A 21,119-nucleotide genomic window follows, 5' to 3' on the forward strand; every position below is an offset into this window, starting at 1 on the left:
CGGGATGCGGTGGGAGCGAGACGACCTGGCTTGATCGCCGTCCGCGCTCCGGGCGTCAGGCGGCGTCGCCGCCCGGCGAGAGCCGGTGGAGCAATTGACGCTCATACGCGACGAGGTCCCGCGCGCGCTTGATCGCGGCGTGATGATGGCCCGCCTCGAGTTCCAGCTGAATCGCTGCGAGGTAGGGCGCCATGCTGGGCGCCGCCGCCAGAATGTCGCCGGCCTGCGCGTAGAATAAGGCTTCGGCCTCCGCCGGCTGATCCGAGAGATAGATCACCGTCAGGGTGAGTTGCAGCCGTTTGCAGGCCGTGTCGGCCTCGCTCTCCGTGACGATCTCGCTCTCGCGGAGGAACTTGCACTGCGTTTCCACGAGGAACGATGAACGTCGGTCGCCGTTGCGGATCGCCGCACCGTTGATGATCAGCCGCTCGAAGGGCTTCAGCTCGATACGCAGCGGCATGCGGGCGGTGCTCCGGAATCCGAGTCCTGTTCCGTACCGGCATTAGTCACCAATCATTAACCATGTCTCAACGTGGAGCGCGTTCTGCTATCGAACCCACGGCCAAGGCTTGACTTTCAGGTGTCGCGTTAAGCACTCGGCAATCCGCGCCGTGATTTCTCGGACCGCCGCCAGAAAGGCGGTGTTTCAGATCAGCACGGATCGCCATCATGTCCAGCATCACCCTCTCGGCCGCCACGCGGCAGAACCTCCTCGTCGCCCAGGACACTGCCAGCCTCCTGTCGACGACCCAGAACCGCCTGTCGACCGGCAAGAAGGTCAACTCGGCCCTCGACAACCCGACCTCGTTCTTCACCTCGCAGGGCCTCGACAGCCGCGCGAGCGACCTCTCGAACCTGCTCGACTCGATCTCGAACGGCGTGCAGGTGATCCAGGCCGCCAACTCCGGCATCACCTCGCTGCAGAAGCTGGTCGACTCGGCCAAGTCGGTCGCCAATCAGGCGCTGCAGACCACGATCGGCTATTCCACGAAGTCGAACGTCTCGACCACGATCACCGGCGCCAGCGCCGCGGATCTGCGCGGCACCACGTCGTTCGCCAATGCGACGGCCAACAGCAACGTCCTGTACAAGGGTACGGCCGGCGGTACGACCGTCGCGGCCTCGACGACGACCCTCGGCGGTACGGCCGGCACCACCACCGGTACGGTGGTTCAAGACAACGCCGGTACGCCCGCAAACATCACCACCGGCACCTTGCTCTACGGCGCAAGCGGCGCCCTGTCGACGCAGGCTAACTCGCGGTTCGGCGACGGCGACACGCTGACCGTGAACGGCAAGACCATCACCTTCAAGGCCGCGACGACCCCGACGGCTACCACGCTGACCGGATCACAGAGCGAGACGGGCAACACCGTGTTCGACGGTGCCGGCAACTCGACCGTGTACCTGAACGCGGCCACGACGGTCGGTGACGTCCTCAACGCGATCGACATCTCCAGCGGTGCGCAGACGATCTCCAGCGTGTCCAGCGGCACTGCGACGCTGAGCGGATCGGGCTCCTCCATCGCGGGTGGTAAGATCACGCTCAAGTCCAGCACCGGGTCGGATCTCAACATTTCCGGCAAGGCCGATGCCCTGAGCTCCCTCGGACTGACGAGTGCGACGGGTTCCGGCACCGCCACGGTCACCGCCGCCCGCACCGCGTCTTCGGCGAGCCTCGCCTCGCTCATCACCGATGGGTCGACCCTGAACGTCAACGGCAAGACCGTGACCTTCAAGGACGCTGCGGTACCGTCCGCTTCGTCGACCCATACCGGCGTGAGCGGCAACGTCGAGACGGACGGCAACGGCAACTCCACCGTCTACCTTCGCGGCGGTACGGTCGCTGACGTCCTGAACGCCGTCGATCTGGCCAGTGGCGCCCAGACCGCAACGCTGGCGTCCGGTGGTGCGACGTTCGCGGCGGCGACCGGGGCTTCCAAGTCCTCGATCAGCTCGACGGGCGCGCTGGCGCTGAGCACCGGCACGCTGGCCGACCTCAACATCACGGGGTCGGGCAACGCCCTGCAGTCGCTCGGCCTCGCCGGCAACACCGGCACGGACACCAAGTTCACCGCGGCGCGCTCCTCGGTTCCTGGCGGCCTGTCGGGCAAGACGCTGTCGTTCGCCTCGCTGAACGGTGGCACGGCGGTGAACGTCACGTTCGGTGATGGCACGAACGGGACCGTGAAGACGCTCGATCAGCTCAACACGCAGCTTTCCGCCAACAACCTGTCGGCCACGGTCGATGCGGCCGGCAAGTTGACGATCCAGACCACGAACGATCGCGCGTCCTCGACCATCGGCAGCACGGCCGACGGTGGCGCGATCAGCGGCACCGCGGCGACGCTGTTCTCGACGGCGTCCGCTCCGGTGGCGGATACAAACTCGCAGAATACCCGCAGCCAGCTCCTCAACCAGTTCAACCAGATCCTGGACAACATCAAGACGACGGCCTCGGACGCCTCCTTCAACGGCGTCAACCTCCTGAACGGCGACACCCTGAAGCTGACCTTCAACGAGAAGGGCAGCTCGACCCTGAACCTCCAGGGTGTTCAGTTCGATGCCTCCGGCCTCGGCCTGTCCAAGCTTGGCCAGAACGGTGCCAACGAGTTCGAGGACAACTCGGCCACGAACAAGGTCCTCGACACGCTCACCAACGCCGCCACGTCGCTGCGGGCCCAGGCCTCGACCTTCGGCTCCAACCTCTCGGTGGTGCAGAACCGGCAGACCTTCAACAAGAGCATCATCAACGTGCTCCAGACCGGCTCGTCGAACCTGACGGACGCCGACCTGAACGAGGAGGCCGCCAACTCCCAGGCCCTCTCGACCCGCCAGTCGCTGACCGTCTCGGCCCTCGGGCTCGCGAACACGGCCCAGCAGAGCGTCCTGCAGCTGCTCCGCTAAGCCGGAGGCAAACGCGCGACCAGGAAGCGGCCGGGGCTTGTCCCCGGCCGTTTTCGTTTCACGATCGGACTGCTCATTTCAGAGCGGAACCCCCTTCCGGGGCTCGTGTTGATGCGATGCAGCAAGTCGTCGGTGTCGGCTTCCTGCCGCCCCTCCGGGCGTTTCCTCCCAAGACTCGGGCCGCCCTCGTGGGCGGTCTTTTTTGTTGCCGGACGCAGATTCATCGCTGCATCGCGCGCCAAGCTCTCGGGCCGCAGACACGGTTCAGCGGTCGGCGTTTCATGAGGCAGGATGAGGATACCGGCCCGCGCCGGTTCCCGCGGAACGCTATGGACCGGCTCTTGCCGAGGTCGCGCAGGGTCCGCGCGCTTCCGCAGCGGGACGTCGCTGCGATCGTGTGTCTTGCGCGGATCCCAGTCTGGGTCCAGCCTGGATCGCAGCGACGGGGCGTGGATCGCCGCGCGGCGGCTTCGGCGTCGGGAATCGAGGGCAGGCGATGACCACGGATCTGACCGACGGTGGACAAGCCCGCGGGGACGCGACGGTCGAACGGCTCGACACCCAGACGGCGTTGCTCGCCGAATGGGCCGCGACGTCGGCGGCGGAGAGCGCGCCCTTGCTGGAACGCCTCGAGGCGTTGGGTTACGCGGTCCGGGGGAAGTCGCGCGAGGCGATCGCCGAGGTTCTGCGGCATCCCCCGACCGAGCCGCGCAGGGTCGGGTCCTCCTGAGACTTCTCAGCCGGGCTTCCGGTCGTCAAGGGAGATCATCGCCCGCTCTTCTCGGCTCCGCTTGAGCAGAACGGGTGTCACACGCTCGACTTTGACTGATTTGCGACAACGCTCCGATTCTAATTGTTGTGCCGAAGCAACAGAAAATTCACGACGCTCTGATATGGGCTGGGCGTTCGTTCCTGAGACCGCGAACGTTTTTATTGGGCGTGCCTCTTTCGAGGGGCACGCCTTTTTCGGCTGCATCTCAGTGCGAGGGCCGCGCTACATCGCGTGACCCGACCCGATCCATGAGCCCGCGATGCCCCAGCATCTTTGCCTCGATCCGCAAGATCCCTACGCTCAGGGCGAAGTCCTGGTCACCTACGCCCGCGAAGGCGGGGGGTTGCGCCTGATTGCCGTGATCGACTCTCACGGCGATGACATCCTTCAGGATCTGATCGCACCCCAGGTCGGCGATCTCGTCCTGGAGATCGAGCAATCCTGCCTGCCGGGGCTGAGCGCCGCCCGGATGCACGCCGAAACGGTTTGAACGCGTGAGCGGACCAGGCCGCAAACGACTCGCGTCAGCGTGAGCCCCGATCGACGTTCGATCTCGCGTGCGGGATTCCGACCCTTCAGAGCATGATCCACGCGGCGTCGGCGCCCGGGGGACGCTCCGTCCTCCGAGGTCACGACAGGCCCTCGCGCACGCCTGCCAAATCCTGTCTGGGCACTGCATCGCCAGCCGCGCCAAGCGAGATCGAGCGCGTTCAGGGATAGAACCGTGCGTCTTGCCGACCCGCTCGTCGTGCAGCCCGATCGGTGCGGTCACCCCTGAGGGTCGCGGGACTCGAATGCGCTTGTGCCCCTGATCGGTCTCCCATCGAGACGACCGGCCGGAACCGCGCTGGTCGCGCAACAGGACGACCTTCGGTCATGACACCCGTCCGCCGCGCTCCTTCGGATCGGAGCACGGCGGTGGACGTTCGTTCAGCGGGCCGTCTCGGCCGACGCCTGCCGCGCCAGGACCTTCGACCGTGCGGGGCCGGCGGAGACCGGCTGCGGGGTGGTGGTCAGATCGGACGGGGCACGCACCGCCTGCGTGACGCGTGCCTGCTCGCGGTAGAGCGGGGGGGTCAGGTGGATGCGGTCGTCCGCGGAGGCAGCGGCCGTGAAGCCGATCGAAGCGAGGACGGACAGGGCAAGGATGCGGTGAGCGCGCATGAAAGATCTCCGGTTTGGCCCGTGGAAACCTCGTGGATCCGCTCTGGGCCGGTCACCGGATTGAACCACAGTTTTGTGCGGTGCGAACTGCAAATTTTGCAACGCACCACAGTGTGCGGAGCAGCGACTGTCCCGTTCGAGTGCAGGAATGCCGATCCCGATGGCGAGATACTTCCGGTTTGCTGCCCTGACTATGCGCCTCGAAGCTTTCATCTGAGAGGCCGTCAAAAATTTCTTGGGTGCAGTGCAAAATGAATTTGACGGAGCCCCTCGGCGATCGGTCCGGATCGGCCGTCGCGCAGAATCTCTCGGCGATCCACGACCGCCTGTGCCGGGTCGCGGCCGGCATCGCGGCGCCGCTCCACGACGCCATCCAGGGCCCCGGACCCCTCGCGCTGCCGGCGCCGGCTCACGCAAGCGTGGCCGAACGGCTATGCGTCGAGATCATCAACCAGCAGATCTCCACCCGTGCCGCCCTCGCGATCCGGACGCGGATCGAACGAGCGGCGACCGAGCGCGGATCGGGCCCGTACACGCTGTTCGCACCGGAGCACGCGGCGGTGCTCCGCGCCTGCGGCGTGTCGGGCAACAAGATTCGCGCGCTGATGGCCGTCCGGGATGCCGAAGCCGCCGGAAAACTCGGACCCGGCCTCGCCGCGCTGCCGCACGGGGAGCGCTCCACGATCCTGTGCGATATCCGCGGGGTCGGCCCCTGGACCGCCGACATGATCGGCATCTTCCACTTCAACGATCCGGATATCTGGCCGCTCGGTGACGTCGCGGCCGTCGGGACCCTGCGGCGCCTCGCCGACTGCACGGACACCGGGCCCGTCGCCGCGGCCTTCGCGCCCTATCGTTCGTACCTGGCGTATCACCTCTGGCGGAGCCGCGACGCGCCATCCTGACCCGGCGCGCTGACCGAGTTCTGTCGTCCACAGCCGGGCTGCCGAGCGCGCGACGCAACCACCCGGCGGCTGCCGCATTAAGACTTGACGAACGACGGCCGACGCATCATGCGCTGGTCGCCCGCATGTCTGCGCTGCATCGCCGATCATGCGGTCTCACAGGAACTTCGAACCCTATGCCCGACGACAGTAGTCGATCGACCACGCCGCTTGTGGCCGTCCGCGTGCACCGCGCCTGATCGTCGGATCGGCTCGCCCGCGACCGGCCCTGGCGGCTGGTCAGAACGAGGTGAGCCATGACCCACTCGACCCTTATCGCGCGGCGAGCCGTTCGTACCGGCCGCAGCGATCACAGCGTCCTCGTCATCGCCTTCATGATGGCGCTCGTCTTCGTACCCGTTCTGGCGATGCACCTGATGGCCTCGGTGTTCGCGCCCGCCGCGGCTATGGAGCTGGCGACCGAGAGCGCTCCGCTCACCGCGCGCCTGTCGGTTCGCGCGCCGGGCTGACGTCGACCGCGGACTCCCCCGATCTGGACCGCGGCTGATCTTACGGTGATCAGGGTTGCGCAGCCGTTGATCAGGGTTGCGCGACGGATCTACCACCGGGGGGCATTGTATTGCCCCAATTCGGGACGAAAGACCCCAATTCGCGCCGAAGAAACTCGGGGACCGGCGCGGACCATGCTAGCGTCTCGGCCGTGCTGTCGTCGGACCAGCGTCGCGCAATCGGGCGGGCCCGAGGGGTTACAGGATGTCGTCAGAAGCGCGGCCCGATTCAGGTCGGGATGAGATTCGGCAGAACGCGACCGGCGGCCCGCACGGCCAGGGGGCGGAGCGCCCGGCGGACGGACCGATCCATCGCATCGATTCGGGTATCAGCGCGCTGGTCCTCGTCGCCTCGTTCCATCAGGTCCAGTGCGAAGGCGCGCAGATCCGGCACGAACTCGGGCTCGGCGTGAAGGCCGCGAGCCCTGTCGATCTCGTGCGTGGGGCCAAGCTCGTCGACCTGAAGGCGCGGCTCCTCGAGAAGCAGGCGCCCGAGCGGCTCGATCGCGTCCCGTTGCCCGTCATCATCCAGTACGACGATGGCAGCTACCGGCTGATCGGCCGACGGATGGAGGACGGCACCTATCGGGTGATCGATCCCGCTGCCCGGACCGCCGAACACCTGCCGCGGGACACCGTCGTTGCGCGTTGGACCGGGACCCTGATCCTGGTGGCGCGGCGCGCGAGCCTCGCCAAAGTGGTCAGCGATTTCGGCCTGACCTGGTTCATGCCGTCGATCTGGCGCTATCGCAGGTCCCTGGGCACGGTTCTGGTCGCGTCGCTGTTCATCCAGCTGTGCGGATTGATAACGCCGATCTTCTTCCAGATCACGATCGACAAGGTGCTGGTCCACCGCGGCTATTCCACCCTGACCCTCGTCGTGATCGGGCTCGTCGTGCTCGGCCTGTTCAACGTCGTGCTGCAATACCTCCGGCAGTACATCCTCACGCACACGACGAGCCGGATCGACGTCGAGCTCGGCGCGCGCCTGTTCGACCATCTCATGCGGCTGCCTCTCGGCTACTTCGAGACCCGCGCCGCCGGCCAGACGGTCGCCCGCGTGCGCGAGCTGGAGCAGGTCCGCGCCTTCCTCACGGGCCAGGCCCTGTCGGCCGCGATCGACGTGCCCTTCACCCTGATCTTCATCGCGATCCTGTTCTTCTACTCCCCCGTTCTCGCCACGATCGTGACGCTGTCGATCCCCTGCTACATCCTCGTGGCGGCGCTCCTGCGCCCGATCCTGCGCGAGAAGACCCTGGAGCAGTTCAACCGCTCGGCCCTGTCCAATCAATTCCTGATCGAGTCGGTCGTCGGCATCCACACCATCAAGGCGATGGCGGTCGAGCCCACCCTTCGGGTGCAGTGGGAGGAACGCCTCGCCGCCTACGTGAAGACGAGCTTCGTCACCGGGATCATCGGCAGCCTGGGGCAGAACGCGATCCAGTACATCAACGCGGTGACCTCGGCGCTGGTGCTGTTCTTCGGCGCCTACGCGGTGATGGACGGCGACCTCACCGTCGGCGCGCTGATCGCCTTCAACATGATCATGGGGCAGGTCACCCAGCCGATCCTGCGCCTGAGCCAGCTCTGGCAGAGCTTCCAGCAGGTGAAGGTCTCGATCGAGCGGCTCGGCGACGTCCTGAACGCCCCCGTCGAGACCCGTTCGATGGGGCAGGCCCATCTTCCGCCTGCCAAGGGCAACATCACCGTTCGCAACTGTGTGTTCCGCTACCAGCCGGGCGCTCCAGAAGTGGTGCGGGACGTCTCGATCGACATCCCGGCGGGGCAGGTGATCGGCATCGTCGGGCCGTCCGGCTCCGGCAAGTCGACCTTCGCCAAGCTGCTGCAGCGCCTCTACGTGCCGGAGAAGGGTCAGGTTCTGGTCGACGGCGTCGACATCGCGCAGGTCGATCCCGCCTGGCTGCGCCGCCAGATCGGCGTGGTGCTCCAGGAGAACCTGCTGTTCAACAAGACCGTGCAGGAGAACATCGCGCTCGCCAATCCGGGCCTGAGCCGCGCCCAGGTGATCCAGATCGCACGGCTGTCGGGGGCCGACGACTTCATCAACCGGATGCCGCGCGGATACGACACCATGATCGAGGAGCGCGGCGCCAACCTCTCGGGCGGACAGCGCCAGCGCATCGCCATCGCGCGGGCGCTCGCGACCAACCCGAGGATCCTGATCCTCGACGAGGCGACGTCCGCCCTCGACTACGAGAGCGAACGCATCATCCAAGAGAACATGCGCCACATCGTGCAGGGGCGGACCGTGATCATCATCGCCCACCGCCTCGCCGCCGTGCGTGGCTGCGACCGCATCATCGCGATGCAGGACGGCCGCATCGTCGAGGACGGCGCCCACCGCGACCTCCTGGCGCGGCCCGACAGCCTGTACGGCCGCCTCTGGCGCCTGCAGGGCCATTCGGGTTCCGAGCAGGGAGCCGCCGCATGAGCGCGCAGCCGACCTCCAACCCGCCTCCGAATTCGACGAATCCGCCCGTCCTGCCGGCACCGGCCGCGCGCCGCGCCGGGCGCCTTCCCGCTTTGCGCCCGCGCGACCTGACGCCCCGGGCCCTGACCGAGCGGGTGCGGACCTTCGCCAACGCCCGCGAGGACCAGGAATTCCTGCCCGCGCATCTGGAGATCTTGGAAACCCCGCCCTCGCCGTTGGCGATGGTCTTCACTTGGACGATCTGCGCGATGTTCGCCTGCGCCCTGCTCTGGAGCGTGCTGGCGAACCTGGACATCTTCGCCGTGGCGACCGGGCGCGTGCAGCCGTCGGGCCGCTCCAAGGTCCTGCAGCCGTTCGAGACCAGCAAGGTCCAGGTCGTCAACGTCCACAACGGCGACCGCGTGCGGGCCGGCGACCTGCTGATCGACCTCGACGCAACAGAGGCGGCGGCCGACCTCGCGAGCCGCGAGAGCGATCTCGAGACGTTGGTCGCGCAAATGGCGCGTCGGGCCGCCACCGTGGAGGCGATTCGGCAGAACCGCACTCAGATCGAGCCGGATTACGCGGAGACCACGTCCAAAGCCGTCCGGATGCGCGAGAACGCGGCCCTCGTGGCCGAGATCAACCAGTACCGGGCCACCCGGGCCTCGCTCGAGGCCCAACTCGCCGAGAAGGTCGCGACCGAGCAGCGCTTCACCGCGAGCGTCGCCGCGCGCGAACGCCTCAAGGCGGTTCTGCGCGAGCGGGCGGACATGCGCGAGACCCTCGTGGCGCGCTCGGCGGGAACCCGCGCGGCGGTGATCGATGCCCTGCAGCAGGTCGAACAGGTTGCGGCCGACCTCGCCTACGACCAGGGTCAGCTGATTGAGGCGCGCGCGGGGGCCGAATCCCTGCAGCGGCGCATCGAGCAGCTCACCAGCGAGACGATCGCCAAGCAGGCCCAGGCGCTGACCGAGACGGCGCAGAAGGTCGACAGCCTGCGTCAGGACGTGATCAAGGCGCGCCTGCGCCGCGACCGCATGCAGTTGCGCGCGCCGATCGACGGCACCGTGCAGCAGCTCGCCGTCACCACGGTCGGGCAGGTGGTGACGCCGGGCCAGCCTCTCCTCGTGCTCGTGCCGAGCGACGGCCCGGTCGAGATCGAGGCACAGGTGCAGAACAAGGATATCGGCTTCGTCGCGCCCGGCCAGGACGTCGTTCTGAAAGTCGATTCCTTCCCGTTCACCCGCTACGGCACGGCCGACGGGCGCGTCGTGCGGGTCTCGCGGGATGCGGTCGACGAGCGGGAGGCCGGGGGTAATTCCGACGCCCTCGCCAACGCGCGCAGCGCCAATGCCGGCTCGCCGAGTGGATCCCCGCGAACCCAGAATCTCGTCTTCCCGGTCACGATCGAGGTGATCAGGAGCGGGATCGTGGCGGACGGCAAGCCGGTCGCGCTGACGCCCGGCATGACCGTTCAGGCCGAGATCCACACCGGGCGGCGGCGCGTCATCGACTACGTGCTCTCTCCGATCCGCGAGACCACCTCGACCGCCGGGCACGAGCGCTGAGGCGGCGTCGGACGTGCGCTACTTGCTGGCCGCCTGTTCGCGGGCACGCTGACCGAGCCCGATCGCCCGCGAGATCCGTGAGCGCTCGGCGCTGTAGGTGGCCGAGACGAGCGGATAGTCGACCGGCAGGCCCCACTTCGCCCGGTAGGCCTCCGGCGTGAGACCACGCAGGGTGAGATGGCGCCGCAGCGCCTTGTAGGGCTTCCCATCCTCGAAGCTGATGATGGTGTCCGGTCGGATCGAGGCCCGGATCTGCGCCTCGGTCGCCTTGCGCGAGGTCGGGCTCTCAGGCTGGCTCAATTCGTTCAGCGACCGGTGTACGGTTCCAACAAGTTCTGGTAACTGTACTGCCGGAACACTGTTCTTGCTGACGTAGGCCGCAACGATCCGTGCCGCCAATTCGATGGTATCGGGTTCCACTTGCACAGGCGTCTCCATGGCGACTTGCGAGGTTCGTGGCGGCCCGCTTCGCCCCAGGGATGTTTTTGCGGTTCTCCGGGTCGATCCGGACACTGTAGCGACGACTCCCCTAGGTAGGCGCGCGAGGTTCACACCACGGCGCTTGCAACTTCCAAGCGCCAACTCGCTGGAAATGTTCTACTTAAAATTGTTAGTGGCGGTCAATACCATTCGTGCACCCGGCTTCAGAAGCACCGAGTCTGTTCGGTGCAGATGCAGCAGTATCCATGCGGGGGTGTCGGAGGTGCTGGTCGCGGCTGCGGGATCGACGGGGCGCGATTTTTCTGCGTCCGCTGCCATCCCCGGCGCCTGCAAATTGGCTAGAACCCTCCGACGGACCCGGCCGCCGCCGTGGGCCGGCTGGTTCGAACGGGGCTTTTCGGAATGGATGTGCTCGTCGTCGGTGCCGGTGTGGTCGGTCTTGCGGCCGGACGGGCGCTCGCCCTGCGCGGCCACGCGGTCGTGGTCGCCGACGCCTCGGACGCGATCGGGACCGGGATTTCGTCGCGCAATTCCGAGGTGATCCACGGGGGGATGTACTATCCGGCCGGCTCGCTTCGGGCGCGTCACTGCGTCGAGGGCCGGCGGATGCTCTATGCCTATTGCGAGCGGCACGGCATCCCACACCGCGCCTGCGGCAAGCTCATCGTCGCCACAACCGATGCCGAGGCCGGAAAGATCGCGGCGATCCACGACCAGGGCACGGCGAACGGGGTCGAGGATCTCGCGCTGCTCGACGCGGCGGCGGCGAAGCGGCTGGAGCCGCAGCTTGCCTGCACGGCGGCCCTGCTCTCGCCGCGCACCGGCATCGTCGACAGCCATGCCCTGATGCTCTCGCTCCTCGGCGAGATCGAGGAGAGGGGCGGAGCGTTGGCTCTGCGCACGCCGATCGAACGCGTGACCCGCGCCGAGGGCCGCTGGTGCGCGCATTTCGGCGGACCTGAGCCCGGCACCTTCCCGTGCGATGCGCTCGTCAACGCCGCGAGCTTCGGGGCCCAGACGCTGGCGGCAGCGGTCGAGGCGTATCCGGCCGCGCGCATTCCACCGCTCGTGCTGGCACGCGGCAACTATTTCGGATGCTCCGGCAAGCCGGCCTTCCGCCACCTGATCTATCCGGCGCCGGTCGATGGCGGCCTCGGCATCCATCTGACGCTGGATCTCGGGGGACGGATGCGCTTCGGCCCCGACGTCGAGTGGACGAACGACCTCGACTATCGCGTCGATCCCGCCCGCGGGGCGGTGTTCTACGCGGCGATCCGGCGCTACTGGCCGGGCCTTCCGGACGGTGCTCTGGTTCCGGACTACGCGGGCATCCGCCCGAAGCTCTCCGGGCCCGGCGAGCCGGCCGCGGATTTCCGCGTCGATGGACCGGCCGAGCACGGACTTTCGGGTCTCGTGCATCTCTTCGGGATCGAGAGCCCGGGTCTCACCGCAAGCCTCTCGCTCGCGGAGGACGTCGCCGACCGGATCGAATCCGGGATCTGAGAGCCGGTCGAGGGCGTCACGCTTCCCGAGAGTGCCCTGAGGCTCAGGTCAGCAGGTGCAGTGCGAGCGGCGCCAGGACCGCCGTGAGAAAGGCGTTCAGGCCCATGGCGATGCCCGCGAAGGTGCCTGCGACCTCGCTGACCTGGAAGGCGCGCGCGGTGCCGACGCCGTGGGCCGCGAGTCCTGCGGCGAAACCGCGGGCCCGCATGTCCTGGATGCCCATCAGCTCCATCATCGGCGTGACGAGGATCGCCCCGACGATGCCCGTCATCATCACCAGCACGGCCGTCAGCGTCGGGTCGCCGCCGAGCGCTTCGGAGATGCCCATCGCCACGCCGGACGTCACCGATTTCGGACTCAGCGACACGATCACCGGCTCGGGGATGCCGAGGAGGCGGGCGAGCCCGATCGCCGTGGCGAGCGCCGCCGCGCAACCGGCTCCGAGGGCGGCGAGCATCGGCACCAGCGCCCGCATCACCGTGGACCGGTGCTCATAGAGCGGCAGCGCCAGCACGACCGTGGCCGGCCCGAGCAGGAAATGCACGAACTGGGCGCCGGCGAAGTAGGTCGCGTAGGGGGTGCCGGTGAGCGCCAGGATCGTCCCGGTGATCGCGATGGCGATGAGCACGGGGTTGGCCACGGGATGTCGGCCGGTGGCCGCGGAAATTCTGTCGGCAACGAGATAGGCCGCGAGCGTCACCGTCAACCAGAGCAGGGGCGTGCGGGAAAGGTAGACCCAGAGCGCGAATTCGCCGCTCATGGTCTGTCCGCGCCCGATCGGTCCATCAGCCGCTGCACGCCGAGGAAGACGAGGACGGTGGCGGTCAGCGCGGCCGCCGTCGAGGCCAGGATCACCAGAGCGAGCTTCAAGCCCTGCGCCTGCACCACATCGAGCCGGCCGACGATGCCGGCGCCGGCCGGCACGAACATCAGGGAGAGATTGGCGAGCAATCCCCGTCCGGTATTCTCCAGCGTCCCGTCGACGAGAGGGCGGGGCATCAGGCGCAGCGTGGCGCGCGGCCCCCTGTCGCGCAGGATCAGGAACCCGAGGAGAAGGGCCATCCCGATCACCGGACCGGGCACCGGCCATCCGGCGCCGCGAGCCACGGCCTCGCCGAGGAGTTGCGCCAGCAGGATCAGGGTCAGGCTCGCGATCATCGCGCGCGCGTCCCGTTCACGGCGCCACCCCGTCCGTCAGGCAGGGCGCGGCGCCCCGCGCCCGGCCGATTCCAGCGTCGTCGAAGCCGAGGAGCCGGCCGAGGCGCCAGACCAGCGCCTCCTCGAACTCGTCGATCGTGCCATCGGCCCCGGCCACCGACCACGCCATGGTGAGCAGGCGCTCGCGCTCGCCGTCGTCCGTCTGATGCGGGATCAACTCGACGAGGCTGGCGACATCGCGCATCTCGGCATCGAAATCCGCCGCCCGGCTGATGAGCGCGCGAGCCGCCTCCGGCGTGGCAGCGAAGCGACCGAGGACGAGGCGGGCGAGCCGATCCAGCTCCTCCTGCGCGAGTATGCCGTCGGCGCGCGCCACGTGGACGAGGAGCGCGATCGCGGCGAGATGTGTATCGTCCGCCGGGTCGGCATGCGCGGTGAGCCCGAAGGCTTCCGCGGCGTAGCTGCGCAGGCGTGAGACCAGCGACATGATCGTCTCCCGATTGATGCGGTGCACAGTCCGGGCGGCATTCCGGCACGTCAAGCGTGCACCGGCTCCGCACGCCGGAACCGCGACCCGCGTTGCAGCCGGGCATCGCTTCGCGACACAGGCGGCGCCGATGCTTGCCAAGGCCCGAGGGGAAAGCTAAAGAGCCATCTCCCGCGCCGGGGGTTCCTCCCGGCACCGGTTCCGCCGCAATAGCTCAGCTGGTAGAGCACCTCATTCGTAATGAGGGGGTCGGGGGTTCGAATCCCTCTTGCGGCACCACAGCATTGCCGATCCGCACCGACGGCTCGTCCAAGCCAGAGCGGCGCTGCGATCCAGCGCGATGCGGGGAACGACCTCGAAACTCTCGGCGACGTCTTGCTCAGGGCCCTGAGATCGGCTGGTGCCTACGCGTGTGATCCTCGGTGCAGGATCACGGCCAGGCCTAGGTGGCGGTCTTCAGGCAGGACTGCGTTCGTTACGCCGCGGAACGGAACCGTCGCAGCGCGATCTGAATGTTGAGGCGAACACCGCAGCGGATGCGGAGGTGGTTTTCAGAAAACGCGCATGAGCCACCGGCAGAGGCGAACCGATCCGCTTGGCCATCAAGGCCAACCGACGGTCGGGTGCCGAACCGTTGCTCGAAGAAAGTATTTGTTTCGTAAACCGAGATCGGTGCGCGTCTCAGAAAAATGGTGCCCAGGGGCGGAATCGAACCACCGACACTGCGATTTTCAGTCGCATGCTCTACCAACTGAGCTACCTGGGCGACATCCGATCCGCGGGGCGGCGTCGGATGGCGGGGGTATAGTGAAGCCGATTGGCGCTGTCCAGCCTCTCCGGCGCGACCGTCACGATTTCTCGGTGTCCGGGTCTGAGCCGGGATGGGCGAGGTCGGGATCGGCGTCCGGCTCGTCGCCGGGAATGACGTAGTGGTCGCTGAGCCAACGGCCGAGATCGATGTCGGCGCAGCGCTCCGAGCAGAAGGGGGCGAGCTTCGGATCGGCCGGCTTGCGGCAGATCGGGCAGGGGGGCGGCGCCCTCACGCCATCGCTCCCCAGCGGGCACGGATCGGAAAGCCTTCGCCGTCGAGCAGGCTCATGGTCTCGTAGAGGGGAAGCCCGACCACCGCGCTGTGGGAGCCGACGAGCTTCACGACGAAGGCGGCGGCCAGCCCCTGGATCGCGTACCCGCCGGCCTTCCCGCGCCACTCGCCGGAACCGAGATAGCTCTCGATGTCGCGCCCCGAGAGGCGTTTGAAGCGGACCCGGCTCTCGACTACGCGCTCACGCCGCCGGCCATTGGGCGTCAACAGACAGAGCGCGGTGAAGACCCGGTGCTGGCGGCCCGAGAGCAGCCGGAGGCAATCCGCAGCCTCGTCGGGCAGTTCGGCCTTCGGGAGCACGCGCCGTCCGACGGCCACCACCGTGTCGGCCGAGAGCAGGAAGGTGCGCGCCAGCCCGCCCTCCAGCCGCAACGCCGTCTCGGCCGCGGCGAGCTTCTCGCGCGCGAGGCGCCGGGCGAGTTCGCGTGGGGCCTCGGCCTTGCGCGGGGCTTCGTCGATGTCGGCGGGCAGCAGGGCATCGGGCTCGATGCCGATCTGCTGCAGCAAGGCCAGCCGACGCGGGGAGGCGGAGGCGAGGATCAGACGCGCCCCCGGGTGGGCGTCGGCCCCGGTCGTCTGCGGCGCCTCGGCCGGGCTCGTCTCTGGAATCATGGGCTCTTCGGGTGCGCACCGGCCCCGTCCCGCGCGCCACGGCGCTGCGGAGCTTCCGCGCGTGTTAATCGAAGGCCGCGGCGAAGGAAACAACGGCCTGTCCGCCTCAGCCCCCTGGCGAAGGCCGGCCGGCACCGCTACATGTGAGGGGCGGGGCTGCAGAGTTCGTCAGGAGAACTTTCCCCGGGGCCTTATCGACTCCCCCGGGAGCTGTCCCTGGCCTCGTCCCTGGACTTGGCCAACACGGCGCCCACCTACTCTGTAGGTTTCCCGGGATCGATCCTCCAACGGCTCACGTGGCTCCGCACCCCGACCTTTCCTCCCCGATCGCAGATCGCAAGGCGGCCCTCCGCGCCGAGGCTCTCGCCAGACGGGACGCCCTCGATCCGGAATTCCGCCGCTCGGCCTCGCGGGCCGTCGCCGACACGATCCTGGCGATGCCGGTGCTCGCGCGGGCGGCCCTGGTCTCCTCCTTCTGGCCGATCCGCAGCGAGATCGATCCGCGCCCGATCGTCGAGGGCCTGTTCGCCCGCGGTCAGCGGGTGGCCCTGCCGCATGTCACGCCGGAAGGCTTGGTCTTCCGCGAGTGGCGGGCGGGCGAGGCGCTGGTGGCCGGCCGCTTCGGGTTGAGCGAGCCGCGGGCGGACCTGCCCGCCGTCGATCCCGACGCGCTCCTCGTGCCGCTCGCCGCGTTCGACCGCCACGGCCAGCGCATCGGCTACGGCCGCGGCTATTACGACGGCGCGATCGCGCGGCTGTCGCATCGGCAGGCGCCGCTCACCATCGGGCTCGCCTTTGCCTGCCAGGCCGTCGCCCAGGTGCCGGCTGAGCCGCATGATCGGCCGCTCGATCACGTGGTCACGGAGCATGGTCCGGTTCCGCTTCGCTCCGAAGACGCCTAAACCACGCGACGGGCCCAGGAACGGTCCCGCAGAGATCTCCTTCATGCGCTTGCTCTTCCTCGGTGATGTCGTGGGGCGCCCCGGCCGTCAGGTCGTCGGCGAGCGCCTGCCGCGCCTGCGCGAGCGCTGGCGGCTCGATTGCGTGGTGATCAACGGCGAGAATGCCGCCCACGGCTTCGGCATCACCGAGTCGGTCTGCGACGAACTGCTCCAGGCCGGTGCCGACGCCGTCACGCTCGGCAACCACAGCTTCGACCAGCGCGAGGCGATGGTGTTCATCGATCGCCAGCCCCGCCTCGTGCGCCCGGCGAACTACCCGCCGGGCACGCCCGGACGCGGCGCCTGCGTCGTGGAAACCCGGTCCGGCGCGCGGGTGCTCGTCGTCAACGTGATGGGGCGCGTCTTCATGGACGCGATGGACGATCCGTTCGCGGCGGTCGAGCGCGAGCTGTCGGCCTGCCCGCTGTGCGACGCGGCTGACGCGGTGATCGTCGACGTGCATGCCGAGGCCACGAGCGAGAAGCAGGCCTTCGGGCATTTCCTCGACGGCCGCGCCAGCCTGGTCGTCGGCACCCACACCCATTCGCCCACCGCCGATCACAGGATCCTGCCCGGAGGCACCGCCTACATGTCGGATGCCGGCATGTGCGGCGACTACGATTCCGTGCTGGGCATGCAGAAGGACGAGCCCCTGCGCCGCTTCCTCCAGAAGACGCCGGGCTCGCGTTGGGAGGTGGCGCACGGGGAGGGGACGCTCTGCGGCCTCGCCGTCGAGACCGACGCGAACGGGCTCGCGGTCCAGGTCGCGGCCGTGCGGCTCGGCCCGCATCTGCAGGAGACCTGGCCGGAAAGCTGGGATTAGGCGCGGACGCAGCGTCCGTTCGCCCGACCCCGTGGAGAGCGCGACTTGATCGCGGGTGAGGCTGTCGCCACAGTGCCGGCCCGACCGGCCCCGGCTAACCGGCCCCCAGGAAGCGTTTCGGGCAGACGCCACCCGTTCTGATGAGTTCCGACCGATGGCCGCCCGACCTGCAACTCAGCCTCCGGGAAACGCCCCCGCGCACACGGCTGCGAAGCCGATCGCCCGACCGGGCATCTACCTCGTCCGGATGCTGGTCTTCCTGACGCTCGTCGGTTTCCTGGCCTTCGTCCTGTTCCGGCAGATCACTCCGGCCTTCCTGGCCAATCCCGGACTGAACGGCCTGATCCTCGGGGTCCTCCTGATCGCCGTTCTGCTCGCCTTCGGTCAGGTGGTCCGGCTCTTTCGCGAGGCGGGCTACGTCAACGCGGTGGCCGTCGGCGAGAGCGTGAAGCGCCCGCCGAACCTCCTGAAACCGCTCGTGCCGGCCGTGCAGGCGCGGGCGACCGGCGCGACTCTGCCGGGCATCCGCGCATTCCTCGACACCGTTGCGGCCCGGCTCGACGAGGGGCGCGACATCCTGCGCTACATCGCCGGCATCCTGATCCTGCTCGGCCTGCTCGGCACCTTCTGGGGCCTGATCGATACGCTCTCGGCCGTCGGCTCAGTGATCCGCACCATGCGGGGCGGGGGCGATGCCGCGGTGATGTTCGACGAGCTGAAGAACGGGCTCGCGGTGCCGCTCTCCGGCATCGGTCTCGCTTTCTCGGCCTCGCTGTTCGGCCTCGCGAGCTCCCTGATCGTCGGCTTTCTCGATCTGCAGGCGGGGCAGGCGCATGCCCGCTTCCACAACGAACTGGAGGATTGGCTCGTCTCGGGTGCCGAGAGCGCGACGCCTGCCGCCGCAGCCGCAGGCGTCGCCGTTCCGGCGGCCGGCGTGACCCGGGAGCTGCAGGAGGCGGTAGACCGGCTCACCGGCGTCATCAGCGAGGGCGCCAACGGCCGGGCCGCGACGCAAGCCATGGCCAACCTCGCCGAGGGCATCCAGGGCCTCGTTCAGCACATGCGCGCCGAGCAGCAGATGATCCGCGACTGGGTCGAGGCGCAGGCGAGCCGGGAGCGCGAGCTGAAGCAGGTGCTTGAACGCCTCGGGCGGGAGCGGGTCTAGGCGATGGCATCGCGAGCGGCGCGGCGCGAGCGCAGTCTCAACGTCTGGCCGGGCTACGTCGACGCGCTGGCGACGCTGCTCCTGGCCGTGGTCTTCCTGATGACGGTCTTCGTCGTCGGGCAGTTCTTCCTGTCGCAGGAATTGTCGGGTCGCGACACCATGCTGGCCCGGCTCAACCGCCAGATCGCCGATCTCACCGACCTCCTCGCGCTGGAACGCTCGAATCTGCGTACCGAGACCGCGTCCGCCGAAGCCCTGCGCACCACGTTGTCGAACGTCGAGGCCGAGCGCGACCGGGCGCTGGCGGAGGCCAAGGGAAGCGCCGCCCAGCAGGGGCAGGCCGGCGATCTCGACCGCCAGCTCCAGGCCGAGCGCGGCGCCACCCGCCGCGCCCTGTCCCAGGTCGATCTCCTGAACGAGCAGATCGCCGCCATGCGCCGGCAACTGGCGGCCCTTGAGGATGCGCTGGCGGCCTCGGAATCGCGCGATCGCGAATCGCAGGCTCGGATCGCCGATCTCGGCAGCCGTCTGAACGTCGCGCTCGCCCAGAAGGTGCAGGAACTCGCCCGCTACCGGTCCGACTTCTTCGGGCGGCTGCGCCAGATCCTCGGCAACCGCAGCGACATACGGGTGGTGGGCGACCGCTTCGTGCTGCAATCCGAGGTGCTGTTCCCAGCGGGCTCCGCCGCGCTGAAGCCCGAGGCGGGGCCGGAGCTCGACCGCATCGCCGCGGCAATCGCTGATCTGGCCAAGCAGATCCCCTCCGATCTTCCTTGGGTCCTGCGGGTCGACGGTCATACCGATGCCCGTCCCATCGCCAGTGCGCAGTTTCCGTCGAACTGGGCCCTCTCGGCCGCTCGCGCCATCGCGGTGGTGCAGTATCTCGCGGGCAAGGGCCTGCCGCCCCAGCACCTGCTGGCGGGTGCGTTCGGCGAGTTTCAGCCCCTCGACGCAGGCACCTCGGAGGAGGCCTACGGCCGCAACCGCCGCATCGAGATGAAGCTGACGGAGCGGTAGGGCGGGCGCTCAGGCGCCGGGCGGTGCCTCCGGCGGCGGCCTGCCGGGTGGTGAGAAGATGCCGAGGAACAGGGGACGGGCGAAGAGGTCGCCCGCATTGTCGGCATCCACATCCGCGCACCAGCGGCCGAGGTCGCAGGCCGAGTCGATCATGCTGCTCACCACCTGCGCGGCGATGATCGGGTCGACCGGACGGATCGAGCCGTCCGCCACGCCGTCGGCGATCGGGAAGGCGAGACGCTCCCACAGGCGCGTGAGTGTCGCCGGAACCTCGGCCCTCAGGACGTCCGGGAGCGCGCCGACGGCAGCGCTCCGCAAGAGCGGTCCGCTCTCCGAGAACTGGTGGCGGACCAGGGCGCGGGCGCATCCGGTCAGACGGTCCCAGCCCGGGCCCCCGCGCGCCTCCGCCGCGTCCTGCTCGCGGCGCAGGATCTCGAAGGTCCGCGCGAAGCAATTGGCGACGAGATCGTCCTTGTTGTCGTTGTGATGGTAGAATGAGCCCTTGGTCACGCTGAGCCGGGCCGAGATCTTCTCGACGGAGGCGCCGCGGTAGCCCTCCTCGTTGATCAGCGCCGTGGCGGCCCGGAGGAACGGTTCGGTCGCTCCGGTCATGCCGCCGGTGAGTGGCGGGGCCGTGCTCTCCCAGCCGGAGCCCGGCGCGGCGAGTCCGGTCACCAGGATGTCGGCGACGCGGGCGCCGACCCGTCCGTAGTCGCGCGCCTCGTAGCGGTCGATCCAGGCGCGTGCGGTGTGGACGATCGACAGGACGAGATGCGTCCGGGCGTTGCGCTCCGTGCGATCGAGGCGAAACGCGTCCTCCGGCAGAAAGGCCGCGCGGACGCGCCGGAACAGGGCGTTGTAGGCCGGGAACACCGCCTCGCTCTGCGGGCTGGGTAGGGCGAGCAGGTCGGTGAGCCGCACCTGCGGGCGATGAGTGCCGGTCTCGATGGCCGCGAGGTCGCTGAAGTAGCCGGCGAGGAAGCCGCGCAGCCGCGCCTCCGGTTCCGGAAGTGCTGCGACCGCGTCCAGGCGCGAGGCGTACCAGTCGAGGGTCCGACCGAAACAGGCCGCCGCCAGATCCTCCTTCCGGCGGTAATAGTAGGTGATGCTGTTCGTCACCAAGCCGACGCTGCCGGCCACGTCGTTCAGAGCCGTTCCGCGGATGCCGCGTGCGTTGAAGTGGCCGGCGGCGGCATCGAGAATCGCCTCGCGCTTGCGGGCGTAGCGCTTCGTCTGCTGCGGCGCGGTGGCGGCCCCTTCAATCATCCCGCGTGATTCAGCATGTCGGCGGGAGGGTTGCAAGGCGCCAGAGGCTGCCGTCCCGCCCGGAGGAAGGCCCCTCATAGCTGGTTGACTGACCCGGCCCGGTCGACCGGCGAGAACTTTTTCGAAGCCGCGGTATTGTCGCCGTAGCGCCGTGACGACGCTGCGCGGAAGCCCGGATAAATCGAGCCACGGCGGCGTTCCGCTGCGAAATTCCGGATCCGTCGGCGTTGTACCAATCGCTGATGCGGGAAAAGCACAATCGAGGGGGATTCCACTTTTTTGCGGTTGCGGTGCGCCGGGCCAAGT

The 21,119-nt window shown here is 68.6% G+C and carries 21 protein-coding genes, 2 tRNA genes and 1 other RNA gene; 14 read left to right on the top strand and 10 right to left on the bottom strand.

The genetic code is table 11. The features are described 5' to 3' along the window. Positions 1-55 precede the first annotated feature (55 nt). On the bottom strand, positions 56-460 hold the full coding sequence (locus tag ACS5RC_RS22030) for a flagellar biosynthesis repressor FlbT (protein WP_478346058.1): 405 nt from the start codon (positions 458-460) through the stop codon (positions 56-58). A 209-nt stretch (positions 461-669) separates the two neighbouring features. Here ACS5RC_RS22030 and ACS5RC_RS22035 point away from each other — a divergent pair, with 209 nt between their 5' ends. The 3 genes from ACS5RC_RS22035 to ACS5RC_RS22045 all read left to right on the top strand — a co-directional run bounded on the left by ACS5RC_RS22035 (position 670) and on the right by ACS5RC_RS22045 (position 4,169). Next, on the top strand, positions 670-2,907 hold the full coding sequence (locus tag ACS5RC_RS22035) for a DUF1522 domain-containing protein (RefSeq protein WP_478346059.1): 2,238 nt from the start codon (positions 670-672) through the stop codon (positions 2,905-2,907). A 496-nt stretch (positions 2,908-3,403) separates the two neighbouring features. Further along, entirely contained in the window at positions 3,404-3,637 is a 234-nt protein-coding gene (locus tag ACS5RC_RS22040; protein WP_478346060.1) for a hypothetical protein, read from the top strand. Between the two features lie 301 nt (positions 3,638-3,938). Then, a complete protein-coding gene (locus ACS5RC_RS22045; protein ID WP_478346061.1) occupies positions 3,939-4,169 on the top strand; it encodes a hypothetical protein in 231 nt (76 codons plus the stop codon). 440 nt (positions 4,170-4,609) lie between these two features. Here the strand turns inward: ACS5RC_RS22045 and ACS5RC_RS22050 are convergent, their stop codons facing one another. After that, positions 4,610-4,843 (bottom strand): hypothetical protein, encoded by a 234-nt coding sequence (locus tag ACS5RC_RS22050; RefSeq protein WP_478346062.1) that lies wholly within the window; start codon positions 4,841-4,843, stop codon positions 4,610-4,612. A gap of 251 nt (positions 4,844-5,094) precedes the next feature. Between ACS5RC_RS22050 and ACS5RC_RS22055 the strand changes: the two genes are divergently transcribed. From ACS5RC_RS22055 to ACS5RC_RS22070, 4 genes are all read left to right on the top strand, one after another. Beyond that, positions 5,095-5,748 (top strand): DNA-3-methyladenine glycosylase family protein, encoded by a 654-nt coding sequence (locus ACS5RC_RS22055; protein WP_478346063.1) that lies wholly within the window; start codon positions 5,095-5,097, stop codon positions 5,746-5,748. Between the two features lie 296 nt (positions 5,749-6,044). After that, positions 6,045-6,257 (top strand): hypothetical protein, encoded by a 213-nt coding sequence (locus ACS5RC_RS22060; protein WP_478346064.1) that lies wholly within the window; start codon positions 6,045-6,047, stop codon positions 6,255-6,257. 244 nt (positions 6,258-6,501) lie between these two features. Further along, a complete protein-coding gene (locus ACS5RC_RS22065; protein ID WP_478346065.1) occupies positions 6,502-8,748 on the top strand; it encodes a type I secretion system permease/ATPase in 2,247 nt (748 codons plus the stop codon). After that, complete coding sequence (locus ACS5RC_RS22070) at positions 8,745-10,298, top strand: HlyD family type I secretion periplasmic adaptor subunit (protein ID WP_478346066.1); 1,554 nt, start codon at positions 8,745-8,747, stop codon at positions 10,296-10,298. Before ACS5RC_RS22065 ends, ACS5RC_RS22070 begins: the two co-directional genes overlap by 4 nt. A gap of 18 nt (positions 10,299-10,316) precedes the next feature. Here the strand turns inward: ACS5RC_RS22070 and ACS5RC_RS22075 are convergent, their stop codons facing one another. Further along, positions 10,317-10,736, bottom strand: coding sequence for a Ros/MucR family transcriptional regulator (locus ACS5RC_RS22075; RefSeq protein WP_478346067.1), 420 nt, complete (start codon positions 10,734-10,736; stop codon positions 10,317-10,319). Positions 10,737-11,141: 405 nt separating this feature from the next. Here ACS5RC_RS22075 and ACS5RC_RS22080 point away from each other — a divergent pair, with 405 nt between their 5' ends. Further along, positions 11,142-12,242 carry an NAD(P)/FAD-dependent oxidoreductase gene (locus tag ACS5RC_RS22080; protein WP_478346068.1) on the top strand — a complete coding sequence of 367 codons (1,101 nt, stop codon included), beginning with the start codon at positions 11,142-11,144 and terminating at the stop codon, positions 12,240-12,242. A 43-nt stretch (positions 12,243-12,285) separates the two neighbouring features. Here ACS5RC_RS22080 and ACS5RC_RS22085 read toward each other — a convergent pair whose 3' ends face one another. Genes ACS5RC_RS22085 through ACS5RC_RS22095 form a run of 3 tightly spaced genes read right to left on the bottom strand, consistent with a single transcriptional unit; the run spans position 12,286 to position 13,887 of the window. Next, positions 12,286-13,002 (bottom strand): LrgB family protein, encoded by a 717-nt coding sequence (locus tag ACS5RC_RS22085; RefSeq protein WP_478346069.1) that lies wholly within the window; start codon positions 13,000-13,002, stop codon positions 12,286-12,288. Continuing rightward, entirely contained in the window at positions 12,999-13,400 is a 402-nt protein-coding gene (locus tag ACS5RC_RS22090) for a CidA/LrgA family protein (RefSeq protein WP_478346070.1), read from the bottom strand. The genes ACS5RC_RS22085 and ACS5RC_RS22090 overlap by 4 nt, the downstream gene beginning before the upstream one ends. A gap of 16 nt (positions 13,401-13,416) precedes the next feature. Then, positions 13,417-13,887 (bottom strand): tellurite resistance TerB family protein, encoded by a 471-nt coding sequence (locus ACS5RC_RS22095; protein ID WP_478346071.1) that lies wholly within the window; start codon positions 13,885-13,887, stop codon positions 13,417-13,419. 203 nt (positions 13,888-14,090) lie between these two features. Between ACS5RC_RS22095 and ACS5RC_RS22100 the strand changes: the two genes are divergently transcribed. Beyond that, positions 14,091-14,166, top strand: a tRNA-Thr gene (locus ACS5RC_RS22100). A 411-nt stretch (positions 14,167-14,577) separates the two neighbouring features. Here ACS5RC_RS22100 and ACS5RC_RS22105 read toward each other — a convergent pair. The 3 genes from ACS5RC_RS22105 to ACS5RC_RS22115 form a co-directional block, all read right to left on the bottom strand. Next, a tRNA-Phe gene (locus tag ACS5RC_RS22105) sits at positions 14,578-14,653 on the bottom strand. An 82-nt stretch (positions 14,654-14,735) separates the two neighbouring features. Beyond that, complete coding sequence (locus ACS5RC_RS22110; protein ID WP_478346072.1) at positions 14,736-14,930, bottom strand: DNA gyrase inhibitor YacG; 195 nt, start codon at positions 14,928-14,930, stop codon at positions 14,736-14,738. Continuing rightward, positions 14,927-15,601 (bottom strand): Maf-like protein, encoded by a 675-nt coding sequence (locus ACS5RC_RS22115; protein ID WP_478346073.1) that lies wholly within the window; start codon positions 15,599-15,601, stop codon positions 14,927-14,929. The genes ACS5RC_RS22110 and ACS5RC_RS22115 overlap by 4 nt, the downstream gene beginning before the upstream one ends. A gap of 150 nt (positions 15,602-15,751) precedes the next feature. Here ACS5RC_RS22115 and ssrS point away from each other — a divergent pair. The 5 genes from ssrS (at position 15,752) to ACS5RC_RS22140 (ending at position 19,547) form a co-directional block, all read left to right on the top strand. Next, a non-coding RNA gene (ssrS, locus tag ACS5RC_RS22120) (6S RNA) lies at positions 15,752-15,908 on the top strand. Further along, positions 15,898-16,503, top strand: a complete 606-nt coding sequence (locus tag ACS5RC_RS22125; protein WP_478346074.1) for a 5-formyltetrahydrofolate cyclo-ligase — start codon at positions 15,898-15,900, stop codon at positions 16,501-16,503. Before ssrS ends, ACS5RC_RS22125 begins: the two co-directional genes overlap by 11 nt. A 43-nt stretch (positions 16,504-16,546) precedes the next feature. Next, positions 16,547-17,365, top strand: coding sequence for a TIGR00282 family metallophosphoesterase (locus tag ACS5RC_RS22130; protein ID WP_478346075.1), 819 nt, complete (start codon positions 16,547-16,549; stop codon positions 17,363-17,365). A 154-nt stretch (positions 17,366-17,519) separates the two neighbouring features. Continuing rightward, entirely contained in the window at positions 17,520-18,530 is a 1,011-nt protein-coding gene (locus ACS5RC_RS22135) for a MotA/TolQ/ExbB proton channel family protein (protein WP_478346076.1), read from the top strand. A 3-nt stretch (positions 18,531-18,533) separates the two neighbouring features. Further along, positions 18,534-19,547, top strand: a complete 1,014-nt coding sequence (locus ACS5RC_RS22140; RefSeq protein WP_478346077.1) for a peptidoglycan -binding protein — start codon at positions 18,534-18,536, stop codon at positions 19,545-19,547. A gap of 9 nt (positions 19,548-19,556) precedes the next feature. On the opposite strand, the gene ACS5RC_RS22145 is transcribed toward ACS5RC_RS22140, so the two are convergent. Next, positions 19,557-20,813, bottom strand: a complete 1,257-nt coding sequence (locus ACS5RC_RS22145) for a TetR/AcrR family transcriptional regulator (RefSeq protein WP_478346078.1) — start codon at positions 20,811-20,813, stop codon at positions 19,557-19,559. Positions 20,814-21,119: the final 306 nt, after the last annotated feature.

It is taken from the genome of Methylobacterium sp. HJ2 (assembly GCF_056431005.1).